This window comes from Meiothermus sp. (genome assembly GCF_026004075.1).
GTDB lineage: Bacteria > Deinococcota > Deinococci > Deinococcales > Thermaceae > Meiothermus.
In genome coordinates, this window is the sequence record NZ_BPIK01000001.1 from 1400987 (window position 1) to 1420477 (window position 19491).

At 61.5% G+C, this 19491-nt stretch carries 18 protein-coding genes; 13 read left to right on the forward strand and 5 right to left on the reverse strand.

Annotation, left to right across the window (positions count from 1 at the left end; genetic code table 11):
• The first annotated feature begins 4 nt into the window (after positions 1–4).
• The 6 genes from Q0X18_RS06755 to Q0X18_RS06780 all read left to right on the forward strand — a co-directional run bounded on the left by Q0X18_RS06755 (position 5) and on the right by Q0X18_RS06780 (position 8435).
• A complete protein-coding gene (locus Q0X18_RS06755) occupies positions 5–1594 on the forward strand; it encodes a CRTAC1 family protein (protein WP_297560126.1) in 1590 nt (529 codons plus the stop codon).
• 96 nt (positions 1595–1690) lie between these two features.
• Positions 1691–2728: a D-xylose ABC transporter substrate-binding protein gene (xylF, locus tag Q0X18_RS06760; protein ID WP_297560129.1), complete on the forward strand. Its 1038-nt coding sequence runs from the start codon at positions 1691–1693 to the stop codon at positions 2726–2728.
• A 111-nt stretch (positions 2729–2839) separates the two neighbouring features.
• A complete protein-coding gene (locus Q0X18_RS06765; RefSeq protein ID WP_297560132.1) occupies positions 2840–4060 on the forward strand; it encodes a sugar ABC transporter permease in 1221 nt (406 codons plus the stop codon).
• A gap of 2 nt (positions 4061–4062) precedes the next feature.
• Positions 4063–4836: an ATP-binding cassette domain-containing protein gene (locus tag Q0X18_RS06770; protein ID WP_297560135.1), complete on the forward strand. Its 774-nt coding sequence runs from the start codon at positions 4063–4065 to the stop codon at positions 4834–4836.
• A 121-nt stretch (positions 4837–4957) separates the two neighbouring features.
• Positions 4958–6001 (forward strand): Gfo/Idh/MocA family protein, encoded by a 1044-nt coding sequence (locus tag Q0X18_RS06775; protein ID WP_297560138.1) that lies wholly within the window; start codon positions 4958–4960, stop codon positions 5999–6001.
• A gap of 58 nt (positions 6002–6059) precedes the next feature.
• The gene (locus Q0X18_RS06780; protein WP_297560142.1) at positions 6060–8435 is read left to right on the forward strand and encodes a glutamine--tRNA ligase/YqeY domain fusion protein; all 2376 of its coding nucleotides are present in this window, start codon (positions 6060–6062) and stop codon (positions 8433–8435) included.
• A 32-nt stretch (positions 8436–8467) separates the two neighbouring features.
• On the opposite strand, the gene Q0X18_RS06785 is transcribed toward Q0X18_RS06780, so the two are convergent.
• On the reverse strand, positions 8468–9682 hold the full coding sequence (locus Q0X18_RS06785) for a sorbosone dehydrogenase family protein (RefSeq protein WP_297560145.1): 1215 nt from the start codon (positions 9680–9682) through the stop codon (positions 8468–8470).
• A 128-nt stretch (positions 9683–9810) separates the two neighbouring features.
• On the opposite strand from Q0X18_RS06785, the gene Q0X18_RS06790 reads away from it, so the two are divergent.
• Entirely contained in the window at positions 9811–10467 is a 657-nt protein-coding gene (locus Q0X18_RS06790) for a hemolysin III family protein (RefSeq protein WP_297560148.1), read from the forward strand.
• A 291-nt stretch (positions 10468–10758) separates the two neighbouring features.
• Here Q0X18_RS06790 and Q0X18_RS06795 read toward each other — a convergent pair whose 3' ends face one another.
• Together Q0X18_RS06795 and Q0X18_RS06800 are read right to left on the reverse strand one after the other, a co-directional pair.
• Positions 10759–10968 (reverse strand): hypothetical protein, encoded by a 210-nt coding sequence (locus tag Q0X18_RS06795; protein ID WP_297560151.1) that lies wholly within the window; start codon positions 10966–10968, stop codon positions 10759–10761.
• A 27-nt stretch (positions 10969–10995) separates the two neighbouring features.
• Positions 10996–11544: a hypothetical protein gene (locus Q0X18_RS06800; RefSeq protein ID WP_297560154.1), complete on the reverse strand. Its 549-nt coding sequence runs from the start codon at positions 11542–11544 to the stop codon at positions 10996–10998.
• Positions 11545–11665: 121 nt separating this feature from the next.
• Between Q0X18_RS06800 and Q0X18_RS06805 the strand changes: the two genes are divergently transcribed.
• The 4 genes from Q0X18_RS06805 to Q0X18_RS06820 all read left to right on the forward strand — a co-directional run bounded on the left by Q0X18_RS06805 (position 11666) and on the right by Q0X18_RS06820 (position 15155).
• Entirely contained in the window at positions 11666–12433 is a 768-nt protein-coding gene (locus tag Q0X18_RS06805; protein ID WP_297560165.1) for a metallophosphoesterase, read from the forward strand.
• 67 nt (positions 12434–12500) lie between these two features.
• Entirely contained in the window at positions 12501–13382 is an 882-nt protein-coding gene (locus Q0X18_RS06810) for a hypothetical protein (RefSeq protein WP_297560168.1), read from the forward strand.
• A 325-nt stretch (positions 13383–13707) separates the two neighbouring features.
• Positions 13708–14487, forward strand: coding sequence for a regulatory iron-sulfur-containing complex subunit RicT (locus Q0X18_RS06815; protein WP_297560170.1), 780 nt, complete (start codon positions 13708–13710; stop codon positions 14485–14487).
• A 170-nt stretch (positions 14488–14657) separates the two neighbouring features.
• Entirely contained in the window at positions 14658–15155 is a 498-nt protein-coding gene (locus Q0X18_RS06820) for a hypothetical protein (protein ID WP_297560174.1), read from the forward strand.
• 15 nt (positions 15156–15170) lie between these two features.
• On the opposite strand, the gene Q0X18_RS06825 is transcribed toward Q0X18_RS06820, so the two are convergent.
• Together Q0X18_RS06825 and Q0X18_RS06830 are read right to left on the reverse strand one after the other, a co-directional pair.
• On the reverse strand, positions 15171–16082 hold the full coding sequence (locus Q0X18_RS06825) for an ABC transporter permease (RefSeq protein WP_297560176.1): 912 nt from the start codon (positions 16080–16082) through the stop codon (positions 15171–15173).
• A 3-nt stretch (positions 16083–16085) separates the two neighbouring features.
• Complete coding sequence (locus Q0X18_RS06830; protein WP_297560180.1) at positions 16086–17960, reverse strand: ABC transporter permease; 1875 nt, start codon at positions 17958–17960, stop codon at positions 16086–16088.
• A gap of 183 nt (positions 17961–18143) precedes the next feature.
• On the opposite strand from Q0X18_RS06830, the gene ubiE reads away from it, so the two are divergent.
• Both ubiE and Q0X18_RS06840 read left to right on the forward strand, forming a co-directional pair.
• Positions 18144–18854 carry a bifunctional demethylmenaquinone methyltransferase/2-methoxy-6-polyprenyl-1,4-benzoquinol methylase UbiE gene (gene ubiE / locus Q0X18_RS06835; protein WP_374707526.1) on the forward strand — a complete coding sequence of 237 codons (711 nt, stop codon included), beginning with the start codon at positions 18144–18146 and terminating at the stop codon, positions 18852–18854.
• Between the two features lie 9 nt (positions 18855–18863).
• Positions 18864–19409 (forward strand): hypothetical protein, encoded by a 546-nt coding sequence (locus Q0X18_RS06840; protein ID WP_297560184.1) that lies wholly within the window; start codon positions 18864–18866, stop codon positions 19407–19409.
• Positions 19410–19491 lie beyond the last annotated feature (82 nt).

Genomic DNA, 19491 nt, shown 5'->3' on the forward strand with positions numbered 1-19491 from the left:
ATTCATGCCCTGGATATACCGGGTGTGGGCTTTACTGGGTATCTGGCTGGGCTCGTGGGCGCTGGCCCAGGTAACGCCCATTTTTGCCGAGGAAACCCAGAGCTCTGGCCTGCAAAGCCGCTTCGAGGGCGACTATGTGGTGGGGGGCGGGCTGGCTGCTTTCGACTGCAACGGCGATGGCCTGCCCGAACTGGTGCTGGCGGGGGGCGCGCAACGGGCCAAGCTCTACCTGAACCAGAGCCCTGTGGGAGGGCCGCTGCGCTTTCGGGAAGCGAGCGCGGGGGTGGAGCTCGAGGGGGTGATGGGGGCTTACCCCCTCGACATTGACAGCGACGGCCTCCCCGACCTGGCCCTGCTGCGCGACGGCGAGGACGTTTTGCTGCGCGGGCTGGGCAATTGCCGCTTCGAGAACGCCAACCGTCGGTGGGGCTTCCAGGGGGGGAGCACCTGGACAACCGCTTTTTCGGCAACCTGGGAACAGGGCCAACTCTGGCCCACCCTGGCCACGGGCGCTTACGTCAAGCGCAACACCACCTTCCCCTGGGGCACCTGCCGGGGCAACGCGCTGTACCGGCCTGCCCCAGGGGGTAAGGGCTTCGCACCCCCCTGGCCGCTCGAGCCCAGCTACTGCGCGCTCTCCATGTTGTTTTCCGACTGGAACCGCTCGGGCCGCCCGGCCCTGCGGGTCTCCAACGACCGCGAGTACTACCAGGGCAAAGGCCAGGAGCAGCTCTGGCAGCTCAGCCCCGGCCAGCCCCCACGGCTCTATACCGAGGCCGAGGGCTGGAAGCGCCTGCAAATCTGGGGCATGGGCATCGCCAGCTACGACCTCACGGGCTCGGGCTACCCGGTCTACTACCTCACCAGCATGGGCGACAACAAGCTGCAGATGCTCGAGTCGCCCGAGAGGCCCAGCTACGTGGACATCGCCTTCCGCCGCAACGCCACCGCCCACCGCCCCTACACCGGCGGCGATGTGCATATGTCCACCGCCTGGCACGCCCAGTTCGAGGATGTCAACAACGACGGCCTGATTGATCTGTTTGTCAGCAAGGGCAACGTGGGTTTCATGCGCGAGGCGGCAGCCCGCGACCCCAACAACCTGATGCTCGGCAGGCCGGACGGCACCTTTGTCGAAGTGGGGGACAAGGCCGGGATGGCCAGCTTTTTGCGGGGGCGGGGGGCCCAGGTGGTGGATCTGAACGCCGACGGCCGCCTGGACATCGTGGTGGTCAACCGGCTCGACCGGGCCCAGGTCTGGCGCAACCTGGGGGGGGCCAGCGGCCAGCCCCTGGGCAACTGGCTGCAGGTAAAGCTCCAGCAGCCGGGCCCCAACCCCGATGCCGTGGGGGCCTGGCTCGAGGTCGAGCTACCCGGCCGAGTCCTGCGGCGCGAGCTAACGGTGGGCGGCGGCCACCTGAGCGGCAGCCTGGGCTTCGTGCACTTTGGGCTGGGCCCGGCCGAGCGGGTGCGCCTGCGGGTGCGCTGGCCCGACGGCCAGCAGGGGGACTGGCTCGAGGCCCCCAGCAACCGCTTCGTGGTGCTGACCCGAAACCAGGAACTCCGCAGCTACACACCGGGCGGCGGTTATTGACATGTCTCTTGCACAGTGGTACTTTTTTTTGAGTCGAAAAAACCAGGGTCTTTCTATGCTCCTTTGGTCCATCGGCTCAGCTTAGGAGGAGGAAACATGAAGCCATTCACCAAAGTGATGGTGTTGTTGTGGTTTGCACTGGCTGTACCAGCTTTTGCCCAGCAGATCATCGTGGGGGTGAGCTGGGCCAACTTCCAGGAGGAACGCTGGAAGATTGACGAGCGGGCCATCCGCGAGCAGTTGGGCCGCATGGGCGCGACCTATATCAGCGCCGACGCCCAAAGCTCGTCCGAGAAGCAGCTCAACGACATTGACGCCCTGATTGCGCGCGGGGCCAAGGCCCTGATCATCCTGGCCTGGGACAAAGACGCCATCCTGCCCGCCATTGACAAAGCCAAGGCCGCGGGCATCCCGGTGGTGGCCTACGACCGCCTCATCGAAAACGACTACGCCTACTACATCACCTTCGACAACGTGGAGGTAGGCCGCATGCAGGCCCGCGAGGTCTATAAGGTTCGGCCCAAGGGCAATTACGCCTTCATCCTGGGGGCCAACACCGACCCCAACGCCGACTTCCTGCATAAGGGGCAGCTCGAGGTGCTCGATGCCGCCATCAAGCGCGGCGACATCAAGGTGGTGGGCAAGCAGTACACCGAAGGCTGGAAGCCCGAGGTAGCCCAGCGCAACATGGAGCAGATCCTCACCGCCAACGGCAACAAAGTGGACGCCGTGGTGGCCTCCAACGACGGCACCGCCGGGGGTGTGGTGGCCGCACTGGCCGCGGTAGGTCTGGCCGGCAAGGTGCCGGTCTCGGGCCAGGACGGCGACCAGGCCGCCCTCAACCGGGTGGCGCGTGGGCTGCAAACCGTTAGCGTCTGGAAGGACGCCCGCGAGCTGGGCCGCCGTGCTGCCGAGGCCGCAGTGCTCATGGCCCGTGGCACCCCCATGGACAAACTGCCGGGCCGCACCATTTTTGCCGATGGGCCCAACAAAGTCCGCATGAACGCCCTGCTGCTCAAACCCATCCCCATCACCCGCCAGAACCTGGATGTGGTGCTGCGGGCCGGCTGGATCACCAAGCAAGCCCTCTGCCAGGGGGTGAGCGGCGCCAGCGCCCCGGCGGCCTGCCGGTAGCACGAGTTGTCTGTTAAGGGTGGGCGTGTTGCCCACCCTTTTTATAAGCCAAACAAGCCTTGAATTGCACGGTATAATCGGGTTCAACAAAAAAAGAGCGGAGGACTTTTCATGCAGATGCAAAGCACAGCAAGGGCCCGCACAAGCCTGGTGCAAAGCCTGGGGGTGGATGGCCGTATCCTGACCATGCTCATCGTGCTGGCAGTGGTCTGGACGGTATTCCAGCTTCTCACCATGCAGCAGCCGGGCCAGTTTTTGAGTCCGCAGAACCTCTGGAACCTCTCGGTGCAGACCGCGGTGGTGGGCATCATGGTGGGGGGTATGGTCATGGTGATCGTAACCCGCCAGATCGACCTTTCGGTGGGCTCAATTCTGGGCTTCACCGGGATGATCATGGCCCTCATCCAGACCGTTCCCCCGCTGGGCTGGGGCGGCCACTGGCTCCTGGCGCTGCTGGCCGGGCTGGTGCTGGGCGCGCTGATTGGGGCCTTTCAGGGCTACTGGGTGGCCTACTGGGGGGTGCCGGCCTTCGTGGTCACCCTGGCTGGGCTGCTCATCTTTCGCAACGCCACCTTTATCGTAGCCAGCGGGCGCACCATCGGCCCCTTAGACGACAACTTTAAGGTGCTGGGTGGCGGGCTCAACGGCTCCATCGGGGAGTTCTGGACCTGGGTGGTAGGGCTGGTGGTCATGGCTTTTGTGGTTTATCAGGCCCTCTCCAACCGCAGCCGCCGCCTCAAAAACGGCCTGCCGGTGCGCCCGGTCTGGGCCGAGGGGCTGGTCACCGGCACCCTGCTAGTCCTGATTCTGGCTTTCGTGCTGGTCATGAACGCCTTCCCCTACCCCGGCACCAATGTCCCTCGAGGCATGCCGGTACCGGTGCTGATTACCCTGGTGGTGCTGTTCGTGCTCAACTGGGTAGCCCTCAACACCCGCTTCGGCCGCTACGTCTTTGCCATTGGGGGCAACCCCGAGGCCGCGCTGCTAGCCGGCATCAACGTCAAGCGCATGCTGGTGGCGGTTTTTGCCCTGATGGGCATGCTGGCAGCCCTGGCCGGCGCGGTGCAGGCGGCCCGGCTCAACTTTGTGACCAACAGCATGGGCAACCTGCTCGAGCTCGACGTGATCGCCGCGGCGGTCATCGGCGGCACCGCCCTCTCCGGCGGCAGCGGCACCATCGTGGGGGCAGCCCTGGGGGCCCTGCTGATGTCTTCCCTGCGCAGCGGGATGGTGCTGATGGGCCTCCCGACCGAGTGGCAGAACGTGGTGCTGGGCCTGGTGCTGCTGGCCGCAGTCATCTGGAACACGGTCTACCTGAGGAACCGGAGGTAAGCATGACCCCGCTGGTCGAAATGCGCAACATCAGCCTGCGCTTTGGGGGCAACCAGGCGCTGGACAACGTGTCGGTCAACCTCTACCCCGGCGAGGTGGTGGGCCTGCTGGGCCACAACGGGGCGGGCAAGTCCACCCTGATCAAGGTGCTCTCGGGGGCCTACCAGGCCGACGCGGGCCAGATTTTCGTGAACGGGCAGGAGGTCACCATCCGCACCCCCCAGGACGCCCAGGCCCTGGGCATCGAGACCATCTACCAGACCCTGGCCCTGGCCGACAACCTCGACGCCGTAGCCAACGTTTTTCTGGGGCGCGAGAAGGTGCGGGGCGTGGTGCTGGACGAAGACTTCATGGAGCTCGAGGCCCGCAAAACCCTGGATCGGCTCAAGGTCAAGATTCCCTCCTTGCGGCTGCCGGTAGCCCAGATGTCCGGCGGCCAGCGCCAGACCGTGGCCATTGGCCGGGCCATCTACTTCAAGGCCCGCTGCCTGATTATGGACGAGCCCACCGCCGCGCTGGGGCCGGAGGAAACCGCCAAGGTGGGCGAGCTGATCAAAGCCCTCAAGGCCGAGGGGGTGGGCATCTTCCTGATTAGCCACGACCTGCACGACGTCTTCGACCTGGCCGACCGCCTCACGGTGATGAAAAACGGGCGGGTGGTGGGCACCGTCTACACCCAGGACGTGAGCCACGACGACGTACTGGGCATGATTATCGGCGGGGTGATGCCCAAAAACGCCCGGCCCGCCCAGGTACCCTTGCCCCAAAGGGAGTAGTGCGTTGGCCGTCCCGTGTCGTTCAAGGGCTATTGGACAGAAAGGTGCCGGCTAAGGGAGAGCCACGATTCTCAAGACATCCCTAGTCTCTTTAGTAGAGCTTCCTTAGAAAGGAATCCATATGCGAATCGGAATCGTAGGTGCAGGCTGGTGGGCCGGGTTTGCCCACCTGCCCGCTTTCAAGGAGGCCGGGGCCCAGATCGCCGGCATTTACAGCCGCACCCCGGCCCATGCGCAAAAACTGGCCAGCGCCCACGGAACCCAGGCCTTCGAGCGGTACGAAGACCTGCTGCAACACTGCGACGCCGTGGCCATCTCCACCACCGACGACACCCACGCCCCCCTGGGCCTGATGGCCCTGCAGGCCGGCAAGCACCTCTTCATGGACAAGCCCCTGGCCCGCACCCTGGCCGAAGCCCAGGCCCTGGTCGAGGCCGCCCGGCAGCAAGGGCGCATCGGCCTGACCGCCTTCACCAGCCGGGGCGACCTGGCCGCCGAGACCGCCCAGGCCCTGGTGCGCGCGGGCGAGATTGGGGAGGTGCTCTACCTGCGGGGCTCCTTCCATGGCGGCTACATGGGCGACCCGGCCGGCCCCACCACCTGGCGGGCCAAAGCCGAGACCGGCGGGGCCGGGGGTGCGGTGGCCGACCTGGGGGCCCACCTTTTCGACCTGGTGCGCATGGTCACGGGCCTCGAGTTCACCCAGGTGATGGCCCAGGCCCGGATTCACCTGCAGCGGCCCGACCCGGTCACCAACTACGACGAAGGCGCGGTGCTGGCCCGGCTGGGCGGCGCAACCGGGGCTTTCTCGCTCTCGAGGGTGCACATCGGCGCCGACCAGCGGCTCGAGCTGGAAATTCAGGGCAGCAAAGGTGCCCTCAAGCTCTCCCCGGCCCTGTGGGGCCAGGGCAAAAGCGCACAGCTCTGGCTGGCCCCGCGCCCCGGCTTTTACCGGCCCGTCCCCCCCGACCCGGGCTTCCTGCGGGGGCGCAACCCCGAGACCACCTGGGGGCATTTCCAGTTCACCGAGCTGGCCCGGCGCTTCCTCGAGGGCATCGCCCAGAACCGCCTGCCCACCCCGAGCCTCGAGGACGGCCTCGCCACCCAGCGGGTCATCGAGGCCGCGGTCGTAAGCAGCCAGCAAAACGCCTGGGTCTCGGTCTAGAACCCGGCCCCCACCCTTGGGCCTTATACGGGATGCGGTGTATTCTTTGCATATTGGCATGAGCACCTCAACGCCCAAACCCCGTCTGGTAAGTCCCAACTTCATCACCGAGATCATTGATGAAGACCTGAAGGCCGGTCGTTACAAAAAGATCGTGACCCGCTTCCCCCCCGAGCCCAACGGCTACGCCCACCTGGGGCACGCCATCGCCAGCTACATAGACTTTGGCATCGCCCACGACTACGGCGGGGAGTGCCGGCTGCGCATGGACGACACCAACCCCGAGGCCGAGAAAGCCGAGTACGCCGAAGCTCTGATTGCCGATATGCGCTGGCTGGGCTGGGACTGGGGGCCCAGGGTTCGCTACGCCTCCGACTACTTCGAGCTTTTGTACCAGATGGCCGAGCGCCTCATCCAGAAGGGCCTGGCCTACGTGGACAGCGTCTCGCCCGAGGAGATGGCCCGGCTGCGCGGCACAGTGGACCAGCCCGGCACCCCCAGCCCCTACCGCGAGCGCAGCGTGGAAGAAAACCTGGATCTGTTCCGGCGCATGCGGGCCGGGGAGTTCCCCAATGGCGCCCACGTGCTGCGGGCCAAAATTGACCTTGCAAGCCCCAACATGAAGCTGCGCGACCCGGTGCTCTACCGCATCGTGCACGCCGAGCACTACCGCACCGGCCAAAAGTGGTGCATCTACCCCTCCTACGACTTCGCCCAGGCCACCACCGACGCCCTGGACGGGGTCACGCACAGCCTGTGCAGCCTCGAGTTCGTGGACAACCGGGCCATCTACGACTGGCTGATGGATCATCTATGGGGCGAACCCCCCCTCGACCAGACCCCCCGCCCCCACCAGTACGAGTTTGGCCGCCGGAGCCTGGAGTACACCGTGGTCTCCAAGCGCAAACTTCGCAAGCTGGTGGAAGGGGGCTATGTGCGGGGCTGGGACGACCCCCGCATGCCCACCCTGGCCGGCCAGCGGCGCCGGGGGGTGCGGCCCGAGGCCATCCGCCGGTTTGCGGGCCAGGTCGGCATCTCGCGCACCAACCGCACGGTGGACATCGCCCTGCTGGAAGGGGCCATCCGCGACGACCTGAACACCACCGCCCCCCGGGTAATGGCGGTGCTGCGACCCCTCAAGGTGGTGCTCACCAACCTCAGCGAACCCCGAACCGTGACCCTCCCCTACTGGCCCCACGACGTAATCCGGGAGTCCCCCGACGGCCTGGTGCCCCTGCCCGATGGGCGGCGGGTAAAGCCCGAGCAGGCGGTGCGCCCGGTGACCCTTACCCGCGAACTCTACATCGAGCAGGACGACTTCGCCCTGAACCCGCCCAAAGGCTTCAAGCGGCTGACCCCGGGCGGCACCGTGCGCCTGAAAATGGCCGGGGTGATCCGCTGCGATGGCTACCAAACCGACGCCCAGGGCCGGGTGACCGAGCTCCACTGCACCCTGCTGCCCGAGGAGGCCCGGGCCGCCGGGGTGATTCACTGGGTGAGCGCCAGCGAGGCCGTGCCCGCCGAGTTTCGCCTTTATGACCGGCTTTTTACCGTACCCCACCCCGAGGCCGAGGCCAGGGAGCTGGAAGATGAGGAGACCCCCGACGACCACGACTTCCTCCGCTTTGTGAATCCCAAGAGCCTCGAGGTCGTGCAGGGCTACATCGAGCCCAGCGTGCTGGCCGACCCCAAGGAAACCCGCTACCAGCTCGAGCGCAACGGTTACTTCTGGCAAGACCCCCTCGACTCCCGGCCCGGGGCGCTGGTCTTCAACCGTATCGTGACGCTCAAGGACACCTGGGCGCGCACCGCCCAGGAAAGCGAGCCGGAGGCCCGGCGCGCCGCTCCCAAAGCTAAAACTAACGAAGGCTCAATCAAAACCCAGGGGGCCCCGTCCGAACCCCCGCTCACCCCCGAGCAGCAGGCCCAGCTCGAGCACTTTTTAGCCCAGGGCATCCACGAAGCCGAGGCCCGGGTGCTGGCCCGCGAGCCCCGGCTGGCCGAGTTTCTCATGCAGGCCGCGCAAAAAGCCCCCATGGCCCTGCTCGCCAACTGGGTCGTCAACGACCTGGGCGCCGCCCTCCGCTCCGGCCAAGCCAAAATTACGCCCGCCGGGCTGGCCGGGCTGGTGCGGCTTCTGGAGGCCGGGGAGATCAGCACCCGCATCGCCAAAGATGTGCTGGCCGAGGCTCTGCAAACCGGCCAGGATCCCGCAGCAATCGTGCGCGAGAAGGGCTTGAAGCAGGTCAGCGACGCGGGGGCCCTCGAGCCCATCGTAGAGCGCATCCTGGCCGAGCACCCCGACAAAGTAGCGGCCTACCGCGCCGGCAAAACCGGTCTGCTGGGCTTCTTTGTGGGCCAGGTCATGCGCGAAACCCAGGGGCAGGCCAACCCACAACGGGTGCAGGAGCTGGTAAGGCAGAAGCTGGGCTAGCTCGCAGCAACAAACGCTCTGGTGTTCAGCGTCTACCGGCCCCGGTACCAGATGCGGTAAACGCGCCCCCCCTGGGCATCCGAGACATACATCGCCCCATCGGCCCCAATCACCAGCCCCACCGGGCGGCCCCAGGCATCGCGGCACATCTGCCCGGGCAATCGCCAGCCGGTGGCAAACGTTTCCGAGCGTACCGGCAGGCCGTTTTGCATTACGAAGCGCTCAATCTTGCAGTCGCGGTACTTGGCCGGATCTTGCACGCCCAACGAGCCGTGGTAGGCAATATACAGGCTATCGCGGTAGGCCGGTGGGAAATGGCTGTTACGGGCCCAGGTCATGCCCAGAGGGGCCGAATGGGCCGGGGCCGTGAAGAGGGCCGGAACGGCTTTTCGGCAGTCGAAGCCCTGGGTGCGGGGGTCGGGCACCTCGCTGCGTTCGGCCTTCAGGTTCAGACCCAAACCCGGCGTGTAGCAGTAGGGCCAGCCATGAAAACCTCCGGGTTGCACCGCTACAATCACCTCTTCTGGGGGAAGGTCGTCGCCGAGGTGATCGGTGCCGTTGTGGGTGGCCCAGAGTTCGCCCCTGGGCGTCCAGGTAAAGTCCACGCTGTTCTTGAGGCCCTCCGCCCAGATCACCCGGCGGCGGGGGTCGGGGTCGCTGGCAAAGGGGTTATCTTCGGGCAGACTGCCGTCGGGGTTAAAACGCAGGATGGCCGCGCGGCGGGGGTCGCGTTCAGGGCCGAAGTTGGTCTCGGAGCCCACCGAAACATAAAGCTTGCCATCCGGCCCGAAGTGCAGCGTGCGGGTGAAATGCCCCGAGGGGCCGGGGATGTCGGTGAGAACGGTTTCCCGTTCCCACCCGCTTCGCCCTGGCCGCAATCGAATCACTGCCGTACTTACAGCCACATACAGCCAGCCCCGGTGCCACTCGAGGCCGTGCGGCAGTTCCAGGCCGTCCGCCACCACCTCCACCCGGTCGGCCCGGCCATCGCGGTTGTGGTCGGGTAGCCGCGCTAGCTGGCCTCCATACATCAGGGTTACGTAGAGCTGTCCGTCGGGCCCTACGCTCATCATGCGGGGGGCGCCCTCGAGGTTCTCGGCAAAAATTCGAACAGCAAAACCCGGCGGTAGCTGAATGCGACGGCTGGCCTCGTCGGTTGTGGGTGGCGGTGATGGTTGGGGCGCAAACCAAATAGCTCCAGCCACAGCCAGCACAACCAACAAACCCACCCTGCCCAGGTTGTCCATCTGATGCCCAGGCTAGCAAAGTATCCGCAGGTTCAATGTGAGTCTTTCCTGCTCAAAATTACCCTTGTGGCCTGCACACATCTCATCACCTGGGTGCTACACTTTATTCGGGCGCTATACCCAAAGCTATGAAAAACACCTCCCTTGTACTCCGCATTGCTGTTCGCGAGCCCTTTAATACCTATTCCCACGCCATTGGGGTAATTCTGGGCCTCATCGGAACAGTCGCGCTGCTAATTTTTTCCCAGGGCAACCCGGCCAAAATCGCAGGCGCGCTGGTATTCGGCCTGACCATGACCTTGATGTACGCCTCCTCGGCGCTGTATCACGCCCTTCAGGTTTCGGAGCGGGCCCTGCTCTGGCTACGCAAGCTCGATCACGCCGCCATTTTTCTCTTTATTGCCGGAACCTATACCCCCGTACTCATACAGGCATTAGAGCCTAGCTGGCGACCTTGGGCGCTTGGGTTGGTCTGGACGCTCGCCGCCCTAGGGGTCGGTCTCAAACTTGTTACACTCAAAGCCCCGCGCTGGCTTTACACCGCCACCTACCTGGGCATGGGCTGGCTTGCGGTATTTTTCCTGCCCAAGCTGGCTCTAAATCCCTGGGCGCTGGGCTTCCTAATTGCAGGTGGGGTAGCCTATAGTCTGGGTGCAGTAATCTATGCTGCCAAGTGGCCCAACCTGCTGCCCGAGCGGGTAGGTTTTCATGGCATCTGGCATGTCTTCGTATTACTGGGCAGCCTGGGCATGTACTTTGCAGTTTTTTCTTTGTATCTCAACTGACCCCAGCTTTTTTGCACATTGCAAACCAGATTCGGTTGATTCACCACCAAGCAATGGGAGTGATGGCGAGCTAACCCGGTAGAAGTGATCCGCATAGCGGAGGGCGGCAGCGCCCCTTGGGAAGTGATACGCTTTCTTTGCCGGGCTGGACGAGGGGTATGCCACCAGGCTCAGCAGTCGCGAGATTCAAAAAGATAGCCTCTTGAGGTTTTTGTGGCTATCTTTTGGAGTCCGGTATGACTCTGCCCAGTACAACAGCCTAGGTCGTACTGGGCAGGACGGGGTGTTGCGCTAAAAACTAATATTGACCTTATCTAGCTTGCCCAAAATCAACATGGCAGCTACGGTCGTCGCGGTCAGGATGATGAGTATCAGGGCCATCCCGATGTAGCGGAGGTCGGCCGCTTCGCTCTCAACCTCGAGGGTGCGAGGGCGCAGGGCCAGGTACAAAAGCCAGGTGACCAGAATCGAGCCGATGGTGAACAAGATCGCAAACAGCACTTTCCTACCTCCTATACCACCTACCGGTTAGCACATACGCCATACTTCCAGTAGGGTTTGCAAACTCCTATCTAAGCCTACCAAACCTAAGCCATATGTGGGTATACCTTGCTGCCAGCCCACGGCCCCCACAGCCGGCCCCTCAATTGTGGGGAGCGGTGCCGGGGCCGGGACGTTCCAGGGTGCGTAAGCTCTGTGCTCGAGGTAGCTAAACTCCGGCCTGGGTACGACCTCGAGCTGTCGAGCCTCACGGGGGTCATCCCAGGACACCCATTCCCCCTCGGCCACCTCTTTTCGACCAGGGTAGGCCAGACCCAACCCTTCTCCTGGACTAATCACCAAGGCCCATCGGGGGTTAGCCCAATACAGAGCCCGCGCAAACGGCGCAGCGTAGCCCTCAGAGGCATCCAGGCCCAGCACGATACGGCCTTTAAATTGCCTGGGGAGCTGGGGCAATACCTCTTCCAACCAGGTGCTTTTCATCCACAGCAGCAGCGTACCGCCACCATATGAACCCTCGAGCCAAGCATAAAAACTACCAAACTCGTCCACCAATGTCCGGGTGCGTTCTGCCAACAAAGGCTCCAACCAAGGGGTACTCGAGGTTAGGGTCTGCACGGTAGTAGAATAACGTTTTTGCTTGCAAATTATGCGTTAACAAGACTTATCCATGCTGGCTGAGTATGATAGGGGGGCTGTGCGCTATCTGATTGTTTCGGATCTTCATGGTAACTGGCCCGCCCTCGAGGCTGTCCTCAAGGAGGCTAGGGGCTACGACCAGGTGCTCTTCCTGGGCGATGCCGTAGGCTATTACCCCGATGCCAACCGAGTCTTGGACTGGCTACGCTCGGTAAACGCCCGGGGCGTGATGGGCAACCACGACATCTGGTTGCTAGAAATCAATGCCATGCAAATTGACGGGCCAGTATTGGAAATTTTGTCCTGGCAAGCCGAGCGGATCAGTCCCGAGAACCGGGCGTATCTATCGGGCCTACCCTGGACCCTCGAGGTCGAAGGGGCTCTGTTGGTGCACGGCAGTCCCCTCGATCCGCTGGCCTATCTGGAAGAAATTGAGCAGGCCCGTGAAGTGTTTGACAAGGTTAAGCACCGCTGGATTTTTCACGGGCATACCCACCTGGCCGGAAGCTATCTTACCCTTGAAGCCCCCTCTGGACGGGGCCAGGCCACCCTCGAGGGAAGCGCTCAAGGGCGCTGGGTGCGCTACAACCGCTACGCCAATGGCGGCGAGCTGATCGTTGCCCCTAAGGCTCGGGCAATTGTAAACCCAGGCTCTACCGGCCAGCCCCGAGACGGGGTGGTTGGCGCTGCCTACGCTATCTGGGACTCCGATGAAGACACCGTGGAGTTTTACCGGGCCAAATATAACCTCGAGCACGTGCTGGCCCGCCTGCACCACGAGCAGTTTCCCATGTGGCTCTACGAACGACTGGTGTTGGGAAAGTAGCTCATAAGTTATCCGGCCATGTATAGCTGGGGGTTATCTTGGTCGTTTAGAGTCGCAAGTCAGCGTTATGCAAATACTCGGACACGAAAGAATCCTCGAGCTCTTACCCAGGCTACAGGCCCAGGCTTTTTTGTTCACCGGGCCTGAAAGTGTGGGCCGCCGGCAGGTGGCCCGCTGGTTTACTGCCGGCCTTAACTGTGAAAAGGGGTTCCCTCCTTGTGGCCAGTGCGCTTCGTGCCGGCCAGAAGCACACCCAGATTATCTGGAGATCGCGCCAGAGTACGAGACCAAAACCGGCAGAAAAGCCCGCGCACCCCAGATTCGCCTCGAGCAAATTGCGCCACGCGACGGCACCGAGACCCAGAGCCTGCTGGACTGGATTGTCACCTATCCTCGTTTCAAGTCCAAGGTGGCCGTGATCGACGGGGCGCACTTCCTGGGAGAAGCCGCTGCCAACGCTCTGCTGAAGGTGCTGGAAGAACCGCCCTCCTTTGCCCGTATCATCCTGATAGCCCCCAGCCGCGAACTGGTTCTGCCTACCCTGGTAAGCCGCAGCCTCGAGGTAAGCTTCGCGCCCGTCCCGCAGGCTTTATTACAGACACTCACCACCGATCCCGAGGTGCTGGCGTTTGCTCAGGGGGCTCCGGGCAAGGTACGCTGGGCCCTGGAACACCCTGCCGAGTTTGGTCGGTTGGTTGGCCGTACCCAGGGTGTGCTGGAAGCCCTGCAGTCCGGGCCCGCTCAAACCCTCGAGGCCCTCAAGCTGCTCGGCGAATTGGAGGAGGCCCTTCCCTACCTGGGTCGACAACTCAAGCAGCGCTTTGCTGTAGATAGCCCAGCCTATAAAGCTGCCCTCGAGGCCATTACTCGTGCGCAAGAAGCTCATGCAGCCTATGTGGGTGAGGATCTGGTGCAAACCTGGCTGGCCCTTAAACTCTCCCAACTCTAGATTTCCCACTACACTTTGCTTTAGGCTTAGGTAGGGTTGTAAGCTTTTACAATCCCTGCTATGTGGGTTTTGGTTGTGTCTACACCATCGGGTAAGTTTTCCAGCCAAAGTTACCCGCGTAGCGGAGGACGATACCGCCCTATAGAAAGCGAAAGCTTTCTTGGAGGAGTAAAGCAAAGGGTGTCCTCCAGGATTCAACTGGTTGGCCGCCTGGCGTTTTTGTTTAGCAACTATCTGTTGAGTCCGGTACTGTCCGCTTCGCTTTCGATAAGCTTTGCGCCTCGGCAAGATGGGAGAACTCCCTGCGCTATTTTAGGAGGTTTACATGGTGTGCGTAGGCGTGCGATTTGTGCATAGCCCTAAAATTTACGACTATCGGTTCAGCAACCAGGCTCCACCTGTAGATAGCTGGGTGGTGGTTAGAACGGCGCGTGGGCTGGAGTTAGCTAAAGTACGTACCGAGCCTCGTCCGGGCAGTGCGGTCGGCGAGGTGGTACGCATAGCTACCCCGGAGGATCTAGATCAACACAGCAAGCTCAAAAATCGAGCTGAGGAAATCCACTGGTGGCTCAAAGCACGCTTGCGGCGGGAGGGTGTGCGGGCCAAGGTCTTGGGCTGCGAATTTACCCTGGATGGCAATCACATCGCAGTGCATTACTCTGCCGAACAGCGCATCGACCTGCGCCGCTGGGTCAGCGAGTTAAGTAAGCTGGCCGGGGCTCGAGTGGAGTTCGTAGCCCTGGGCCCCCGCGACCAGACCGCCTTCCTGGGGGCTCTTGGGGCCTGCGGTATGGAGTCATGTTGCTCAAAGTGGCTGCAGGACTTTGCTCAGGTCTCTATCAAAATGGCTCGAGACCAGCAGCTTCCTCTCTCGCCCGAAAAAATATCCGGCCCATGTGGACGTCTGCTGTGTTGCTTGCAGTACGAGCACGAGCAGTACCAGGAGCTCCTGGCCGAACTTCCCCGCAAAAACAGCAAGGCCTGCAGTATTCAGGGTACCTGTGGGAAGGTAACCAAGCTTAATCCTCTAGCTGGAACGGTGGAGTTGGCGACCGAGGAAGGCAGTACCGTAACGGTACACAAAAGTGAGCTTCGGTGGGATTAAATGCTCGCTATTCTTGTGGATCCGTCGATAGTTCTCTTTGCCGGGAGTAACGGGTGCTGAACATTGTTCAGGTTCTTAGCCGAAGCGTTGGTTTATTGGCACAACATCCTGTCGGCATCGTCTGGTTACTGGTTCAAGCGCTCCTGGTTAGCGTATTTACCCTGGGCCTCATGGCCGGGCCTATGCAGGTTGGCATCTATACAGTTCTGGTTCGCTATGCCCGCACCGGACTCTGGAACCCCGAGGCCCTTTGGGGCCACACCAATGCCCACAACATTGGGGCCGGCATCGTATTTGTAGCCAGTACCCTGGCCGCATTTGTGGTAGGCTTACCCATTGCGGTACCCAATACCTTGCTAGCTGCCGTACTTAGCTACCTTGGCCTGGCTGCTATCAATCTGCTCTGGTTTTACACCTTCCAGATCATGGTAGATGACGATCAGGCCTGGCCCGGGGCCATCCGTAAAGGGTGGGACTTAATGCAGCAGGGTGGGCTGTTAAACCACCTCGTACTGATTGCCATTCTGGAGTCGCTGGTACTGGTCTCAACCCTCTCCACCTGGATTCCATTTCAGATAGTGGTGTACTTGCTTTTGCTAGGGTTCTCCACAGTAGCCCGGGCCGTTGCCTATACGCAGCTGGTTCCCACTCGAGCCTTTGAGCCATAGACCAGCGCGCTGCACTTACTTGTCATAGGGCTTACCAACCGCCGCAGGTGGACGGCTGCGTCCAATAAAGCCAGCCAGCACCAGCATGGTAAGAACAAAGGGCAATGCTTGCACGATGGTTGCAGGCAAAATGTCTCCGCCCTGGAGCTGGATAGCCAGCGCCTGGGCAAACCCAAACAGCAGGGTGGCCCCCAGCACCCCAAACGGATGCCATTTGCCAAAAATGAGCGCAGCCAGGGCAATAAAGCCTGCCCCGGCGCTCATCGCCCGGATGAACTGGTTGAGGAAGCCAATTGAAAGATACGCACCCGCGATACCTGCTAGCACGCCCGACAAAATAACCGCGGTGTAGCGCATGCGTATCACATTCACACCCATGGTCTCGGCAGCCTGAGGGTGCTCCCCCACCGCTCGCAGGCGCAGACCCCAGGGGGTTTGGAACAGAACCCACCAGACCACGGGCACCAAAAGGAAAGCCCCCAGCACCAGGACAGAGACCTCGCCAAAACCAAAGGATATCAACGGCAATCGGTTCTTGACCTCCTGCGAGGTAGAGGTATTGTTGTACAGCACCTGCAACAAAATGGAGGGAGCGCCCAGCGCAGCGATGTTGATGGCCGTACCCGAAACAATTTGATCGGCACGGTATTTGATGGAGGCAATCGCGTGTATCAAACCCACCAGCCCACCCACCAGAGCGCCAACCAGCACACCCACCCAAGGAATCCAGAGGGCCTCGAGGCCCCCGCTAGCTACCTCGATTCGGTTCACGGTAATCGCTGCCGCCGCCGCACCGAACAGAATCATGCCCTCGAGGGCGATATTAACTACCCCGCTTCGCTCGGAGAACAATCCACCCAGTGCGGTGAGCAACAATGGCGCGGCCTGGCGCAGCGTTGAAAAAAAGAGCGCAACGACAATCTCCATAGGCTAATCTCCTGCCGCCGGCGAAGACTTGGCCTGGCGGGCTTCTTGCTCGGCTTTAGCTTCGGTCTCGACCTGGGCCGCACGAAGCGGGTCGGTAAAGTAGCGCGGCAAAAAGCCGCCTACTGCAATAAACAAAATGATCAGGGCTTGCAAAACCTGGATGATTTGGTTGCTGATGCCGAGTTGGGCATTAAGCGAGACCCCACCCGCCAGCAGCACGCCAAAGAGGGTTGCCGAGAGGAAAATGCCCAGAGGCATGTTCTGACCCATCAGAGCTACCGCAATCCCATCGAAGCCGACGCTCGAGGGAATAGAGGTTTTGAGTCGGTAGGTGCCGTCCATACCAGCCCCTAAGACATAATGGGTTGCGGCCAGCCCCGCCAGAGCCCCTGAGATAATCATGGCCATAATCATTTTTCGCTTGAGGTTGACCCCCGCGTACTCCGCCGCCTTAGGCGCCAGACCGGTTGCCCGCAGCTCGTAGCCTCCTGCCGTGCGAAAAAGGTAAAAGTTATAAAAAAGCAAAGCCAACACGGCTACCAGAAAAGAACCGTTCAGAAGCTGCGAGGACAGGGCCGAACTGATGGTAACCGGGATACCCGGCACTAAGCCCCCCAGCACAAACCCCGCTACCATGGCCCCGAGGGCAGCCAACAGGCGCTTCCCCAGCTCGAGCCGCCGCAAAGCGTAATACACCCCCAGAGCCGCCACTACCGCTAGAGGTAGCGCCCAGGAAAAAGTGCTGTTGGGAGCGAGGATATCGATCATGTGGGGGATCCGGGCCTCCTCCTGCATCTCCTCGCTACGCCCCTCGAAGCCCTCAGCCTTGAAGGGCAAGGTCACTTTGTTTCCGAAAAAACTGTATTCGTTGGCGGCCAGCATAAAAAGCAGCACCGAGGCGGCGATGTAGTTCATCATGATGGTGTTGATCACCTCATTGGCCCCAAAGCGGGCCTTGAGCCAACCCACAATGCCACCCCACAAAGCCCCTCCCAAAGCGGCGGCCAGTATGGCTGTAGGCAGCAGCAGCCAGCCCGGCAGGGGTAGATATACCCCGACCAGCATGGCAAACAACGCACCAATGGTAAGCTGCCCCGGTGCTCCAATGTTGAACAAACCCGCCCGAAAACCGAAGGCCACGGCCAATCCGGTGAAAATAAGTGGGGTAGCAAAACTTAGGCTGTTAAAGATACCGGCCAGGCTGAGAATAGGGCTAAACAAAATTTGAAAGGTATAGGTGACCAGGTCGAGCTTTCCAGCAATTAGCTCGCGCAAGCCCAAGTCCTCGACCCCTTGGGTGCCAAGCCCCGGTCGCAAAACAGCCACCACCCCGGCCCCAACCACCACTGCCAGCAAGAGTGAAACGACCGGAACGACCACCCCGCGCAGACGTACCAGAAAAGCCAGACCACCCGGCAGTTGCATTCGAGCCAAAAGCAATAACCCCAAGGCGTAAAACAGCCCTGCATACGCCCCAAGGGATAGTGCGAAACGGCGTAGCGGGGGCCGACGGGCGCCTGCTGCCAGCGCGGCATCGTTGGCGGCTGCAATGGCCTGGTAGAACAAATAGGCCTCGAGGGCAAACAACAACACACCTACCCCACCCAGCACATAAAGTACTCTGGCGCGCATCTGGGCACCCGGTAAAAACATAACCAGGCTGGCAGTCAGCAACAGCACCGCCCAAAGCCCAAAAAAAAGCCCAAGCCAGCCAAAGCTTAGCCCCTCGGGCAAAGCAAGACCTTTGGGGTTCATGGCGCCCAGCGGGTTTAGCAGGTAGCCAGTACCGTCGAACTCTCGCATCGGCACAGCCCAAGGGGACAAGATCATCAAGACCAACGTGATCGCCCCCGCAATTAAAAACAGGTACCTACCCATAAGTTCCTCAGAGCGGATTCTACACTGCGAAGCCATTTTGCGTACTCCGAACCGGCTATTATACCCATGCGCCTTCTTGCTGGTGCCCCCAGCCCGGGATCCCCTCCTGTCTTGCAACAAACAGAGTGGTAAACTTGCTCCGTGCAAGATTCGACGGAGACCCGAGCAAAGGTTATTCAACAAATGTTCTCGGAGATAGCACCCCGCTACGACTTGCTAAATCGGGTGCTGTCTGCAGGTGTGGATCGTGTTTGGCGTGTAGCGGCTGTCAAAGCCGCATTGGAGAAAAAACCTTCTCGTATCCTCGACCTAGCCACCGGTACCGGCGACATCGCGCTGTTGCTCAAGAAGATAGCCCCAGAAGTTGAGGTTATCGGTGGTGATTTTGCACCCCCCATGCTCGAGCTAGCCCGTCAAAAAGCCCAGCGGGCCGGGCTCGAGATCCCCTTTGTTGAAGCGGACGCCCTAAACCTGCCCTTCCCTGATCAGCACTTCGATGCAGTAATCATCGCTTTCGGATTTCGCAATTTTGCCGACTACAACAAGGCCCTGGACGAGCTTTATAGGGTAATTGCACCAGGCGGACGGTTGTGCATTCTGGAGTTTCCCCCTCCACCCCGCGGTGGCCTGGGCCGGCTATACCGCTTCTATTTCACCCGTATTCTGCCCCTAATCGGGGGGTTGATTTCCGGCAACGCCTCGGCCTACCGCTATCTTCCCGATTCGGTGGAGCGCTTCCCAGATCCAATCACACTCGTTACCATGATGAGCCTGGCAGGCTTTAGCACCCGGTATCAGCTTTTTACCGGCGGCATTGCTGCCCTTCACGTTGGCGACAAACCCGAGCTTGCCCAGCCAATCCAAGCCCTCCGAACCGGAGAGTTCGAATCCTAAACAACCCCCATGAACCGCCCCGACCCAACCATCGAAGTTGACCCGCAACGATTGCTGCTGGAGAGCATGGAAACTGGTGCACCACCCGACCTGAGACCGCTCGAGCTCGCGCGCGAGTATGCCCAGGAGCTAGCCCAGGGCAACGCCGGCGAAAACGAAATCGTGCGCTGGTGGCATAGCCCAACCGGGTTTTATTACGAGTTTAAGCAGTTTCCTGCCGCTTTTTATGGGCGTTCGGGCCTGGTGCACGGTCAGTATCTCACGCCGCAAGAAGCACAGGAGCTGGTCTGGGACGCCCTAACTCGAGCTGAAAAAGAGCAGGCCGACCTCACTCTTTTCTACACTGCCAACCTGATGCAAAGCGACCAGGATTTCTTCATGATCTACTCCCTTGGAGAAACGCGTATCGAGCGGGGTGAGGCTCGCTACGCCCTTCCGCTATTCATGCGCCTGAAGCTGCCACAATACCTGCTAGTAATGTTTCGCTCAAAGGGTGAGTACCTGGTGTTTAGGCTTCCCCAAGGACAGCCGGTGCTATCCGAGATACTGGCTTAGTCATCGCCTCAACAAAATCAACCGTCTTCGCAGCAACATAAAAAGGCAGGGGATCGATCCCCTGCCCATGCAGCTCTAAAGG

Coding starts and splice junctions, on each gene's coding strand:
- Q0X18_RS06755 (WP_297560126.1), top strand. CDS start 5: ATGCCCTGGATATACCGGGTGTGGGCTTTACTGGGTATCTGGCTGGGC.
- xylF (WP_297560129.1), top strand. CDS start 1,691: ATGAAGCCATTCACCAAAGTGATGGTGTTGTTGTGGTTTGCACTGGCT.
- Q0X18_RS06765 (WP_297560132.1), top strand. CDS start 2,840: ATGCAGATGCAAAGCACAGCAAGGGCCCGCACAAGCCTGGTGCAAAGC.
- Q0X18_RS06770 (WP_297560135.1), top strand. CDS start 4,063: ATGACCCCGCTGGTCGAAATGCGCAACATCAGCCTGCGCTTTGGGGGC.
- Q0X18_RS06775 (WP_297560138.1), top strand. CDS start 4,958: ATGCGAATCGGAATCGTAGGTGCAGGCTGGTGGGCCGGGTTTGCCCAC.
- Q0X18_RS06780 (WP_297560142.1), top strand. CDS start 6,060: ATGAGCACCTCAACGCCCAAACCCCGTCTGGTAAGTCCCAACTTCATC.
- Q0X18_RS06785 (WP_297560145.1), bottom strand. CDS start 9,682: ATGGACAACCTGGGCAGGGTGGGTTTGTTGGTTGTGCTGGCTGTGGCT.
- Q0X18_RS06790 (WP_297560148.1), top strand. CDS start 9,811: ATGAAAAACACCTCCCTTGTACTCCGCATTGCTGTTCGCGAGCCCTTT.
- Q0X18_RS06810 (WP_297560168.1), top strand. CDS start 12,501: ATGCAAATACTCGGACACGAAAGAATCCTCGAGCTCTTACCCAGGCTA.
- Q0X18_RS06815 (WP_297560170.1), top strand. CDS start 13,708: ATGGTGTGCGTAGGCGTGCGATTTGTGCATAGCCCTAAAATTTACGAC.
- Q0X18_RS06820 (WP_297560174.1), top strand. CDS start 14,658: ATGGCCGGGCCTATGCAGGTTGGCATCTATACAGTTCTGGTTCGCTAT.
- Q0X18_RS06825 (WP_297560176.1), bottom strand. CDS start 16,082: ATGGAGATTGTCGTTGCGCTCTTTTTTTCAACGCTGCGCCAGGCCGCG.
- Q0X18_RS06830 (WP_297560180.1), bottom strand. CDS start 17,960: ATGGGTAGGTACCTGTTTTTAATTGCGGGGGCGATCACGTTGGTCTTG.
- ubiE (WP_374707526.1), top strand. CDS start 18,144: ATGTTCTCGGAGATAGCACCCCGCTACGACTTGCTAAATCGGGTGCTG.
- Q0X18_RS06840 (WP_297560184.1), top strand. CDS start 18,864: ATGAACCGCCCCGACCCAACCATCGAAGTTGACCCGCAACGATTGCTG.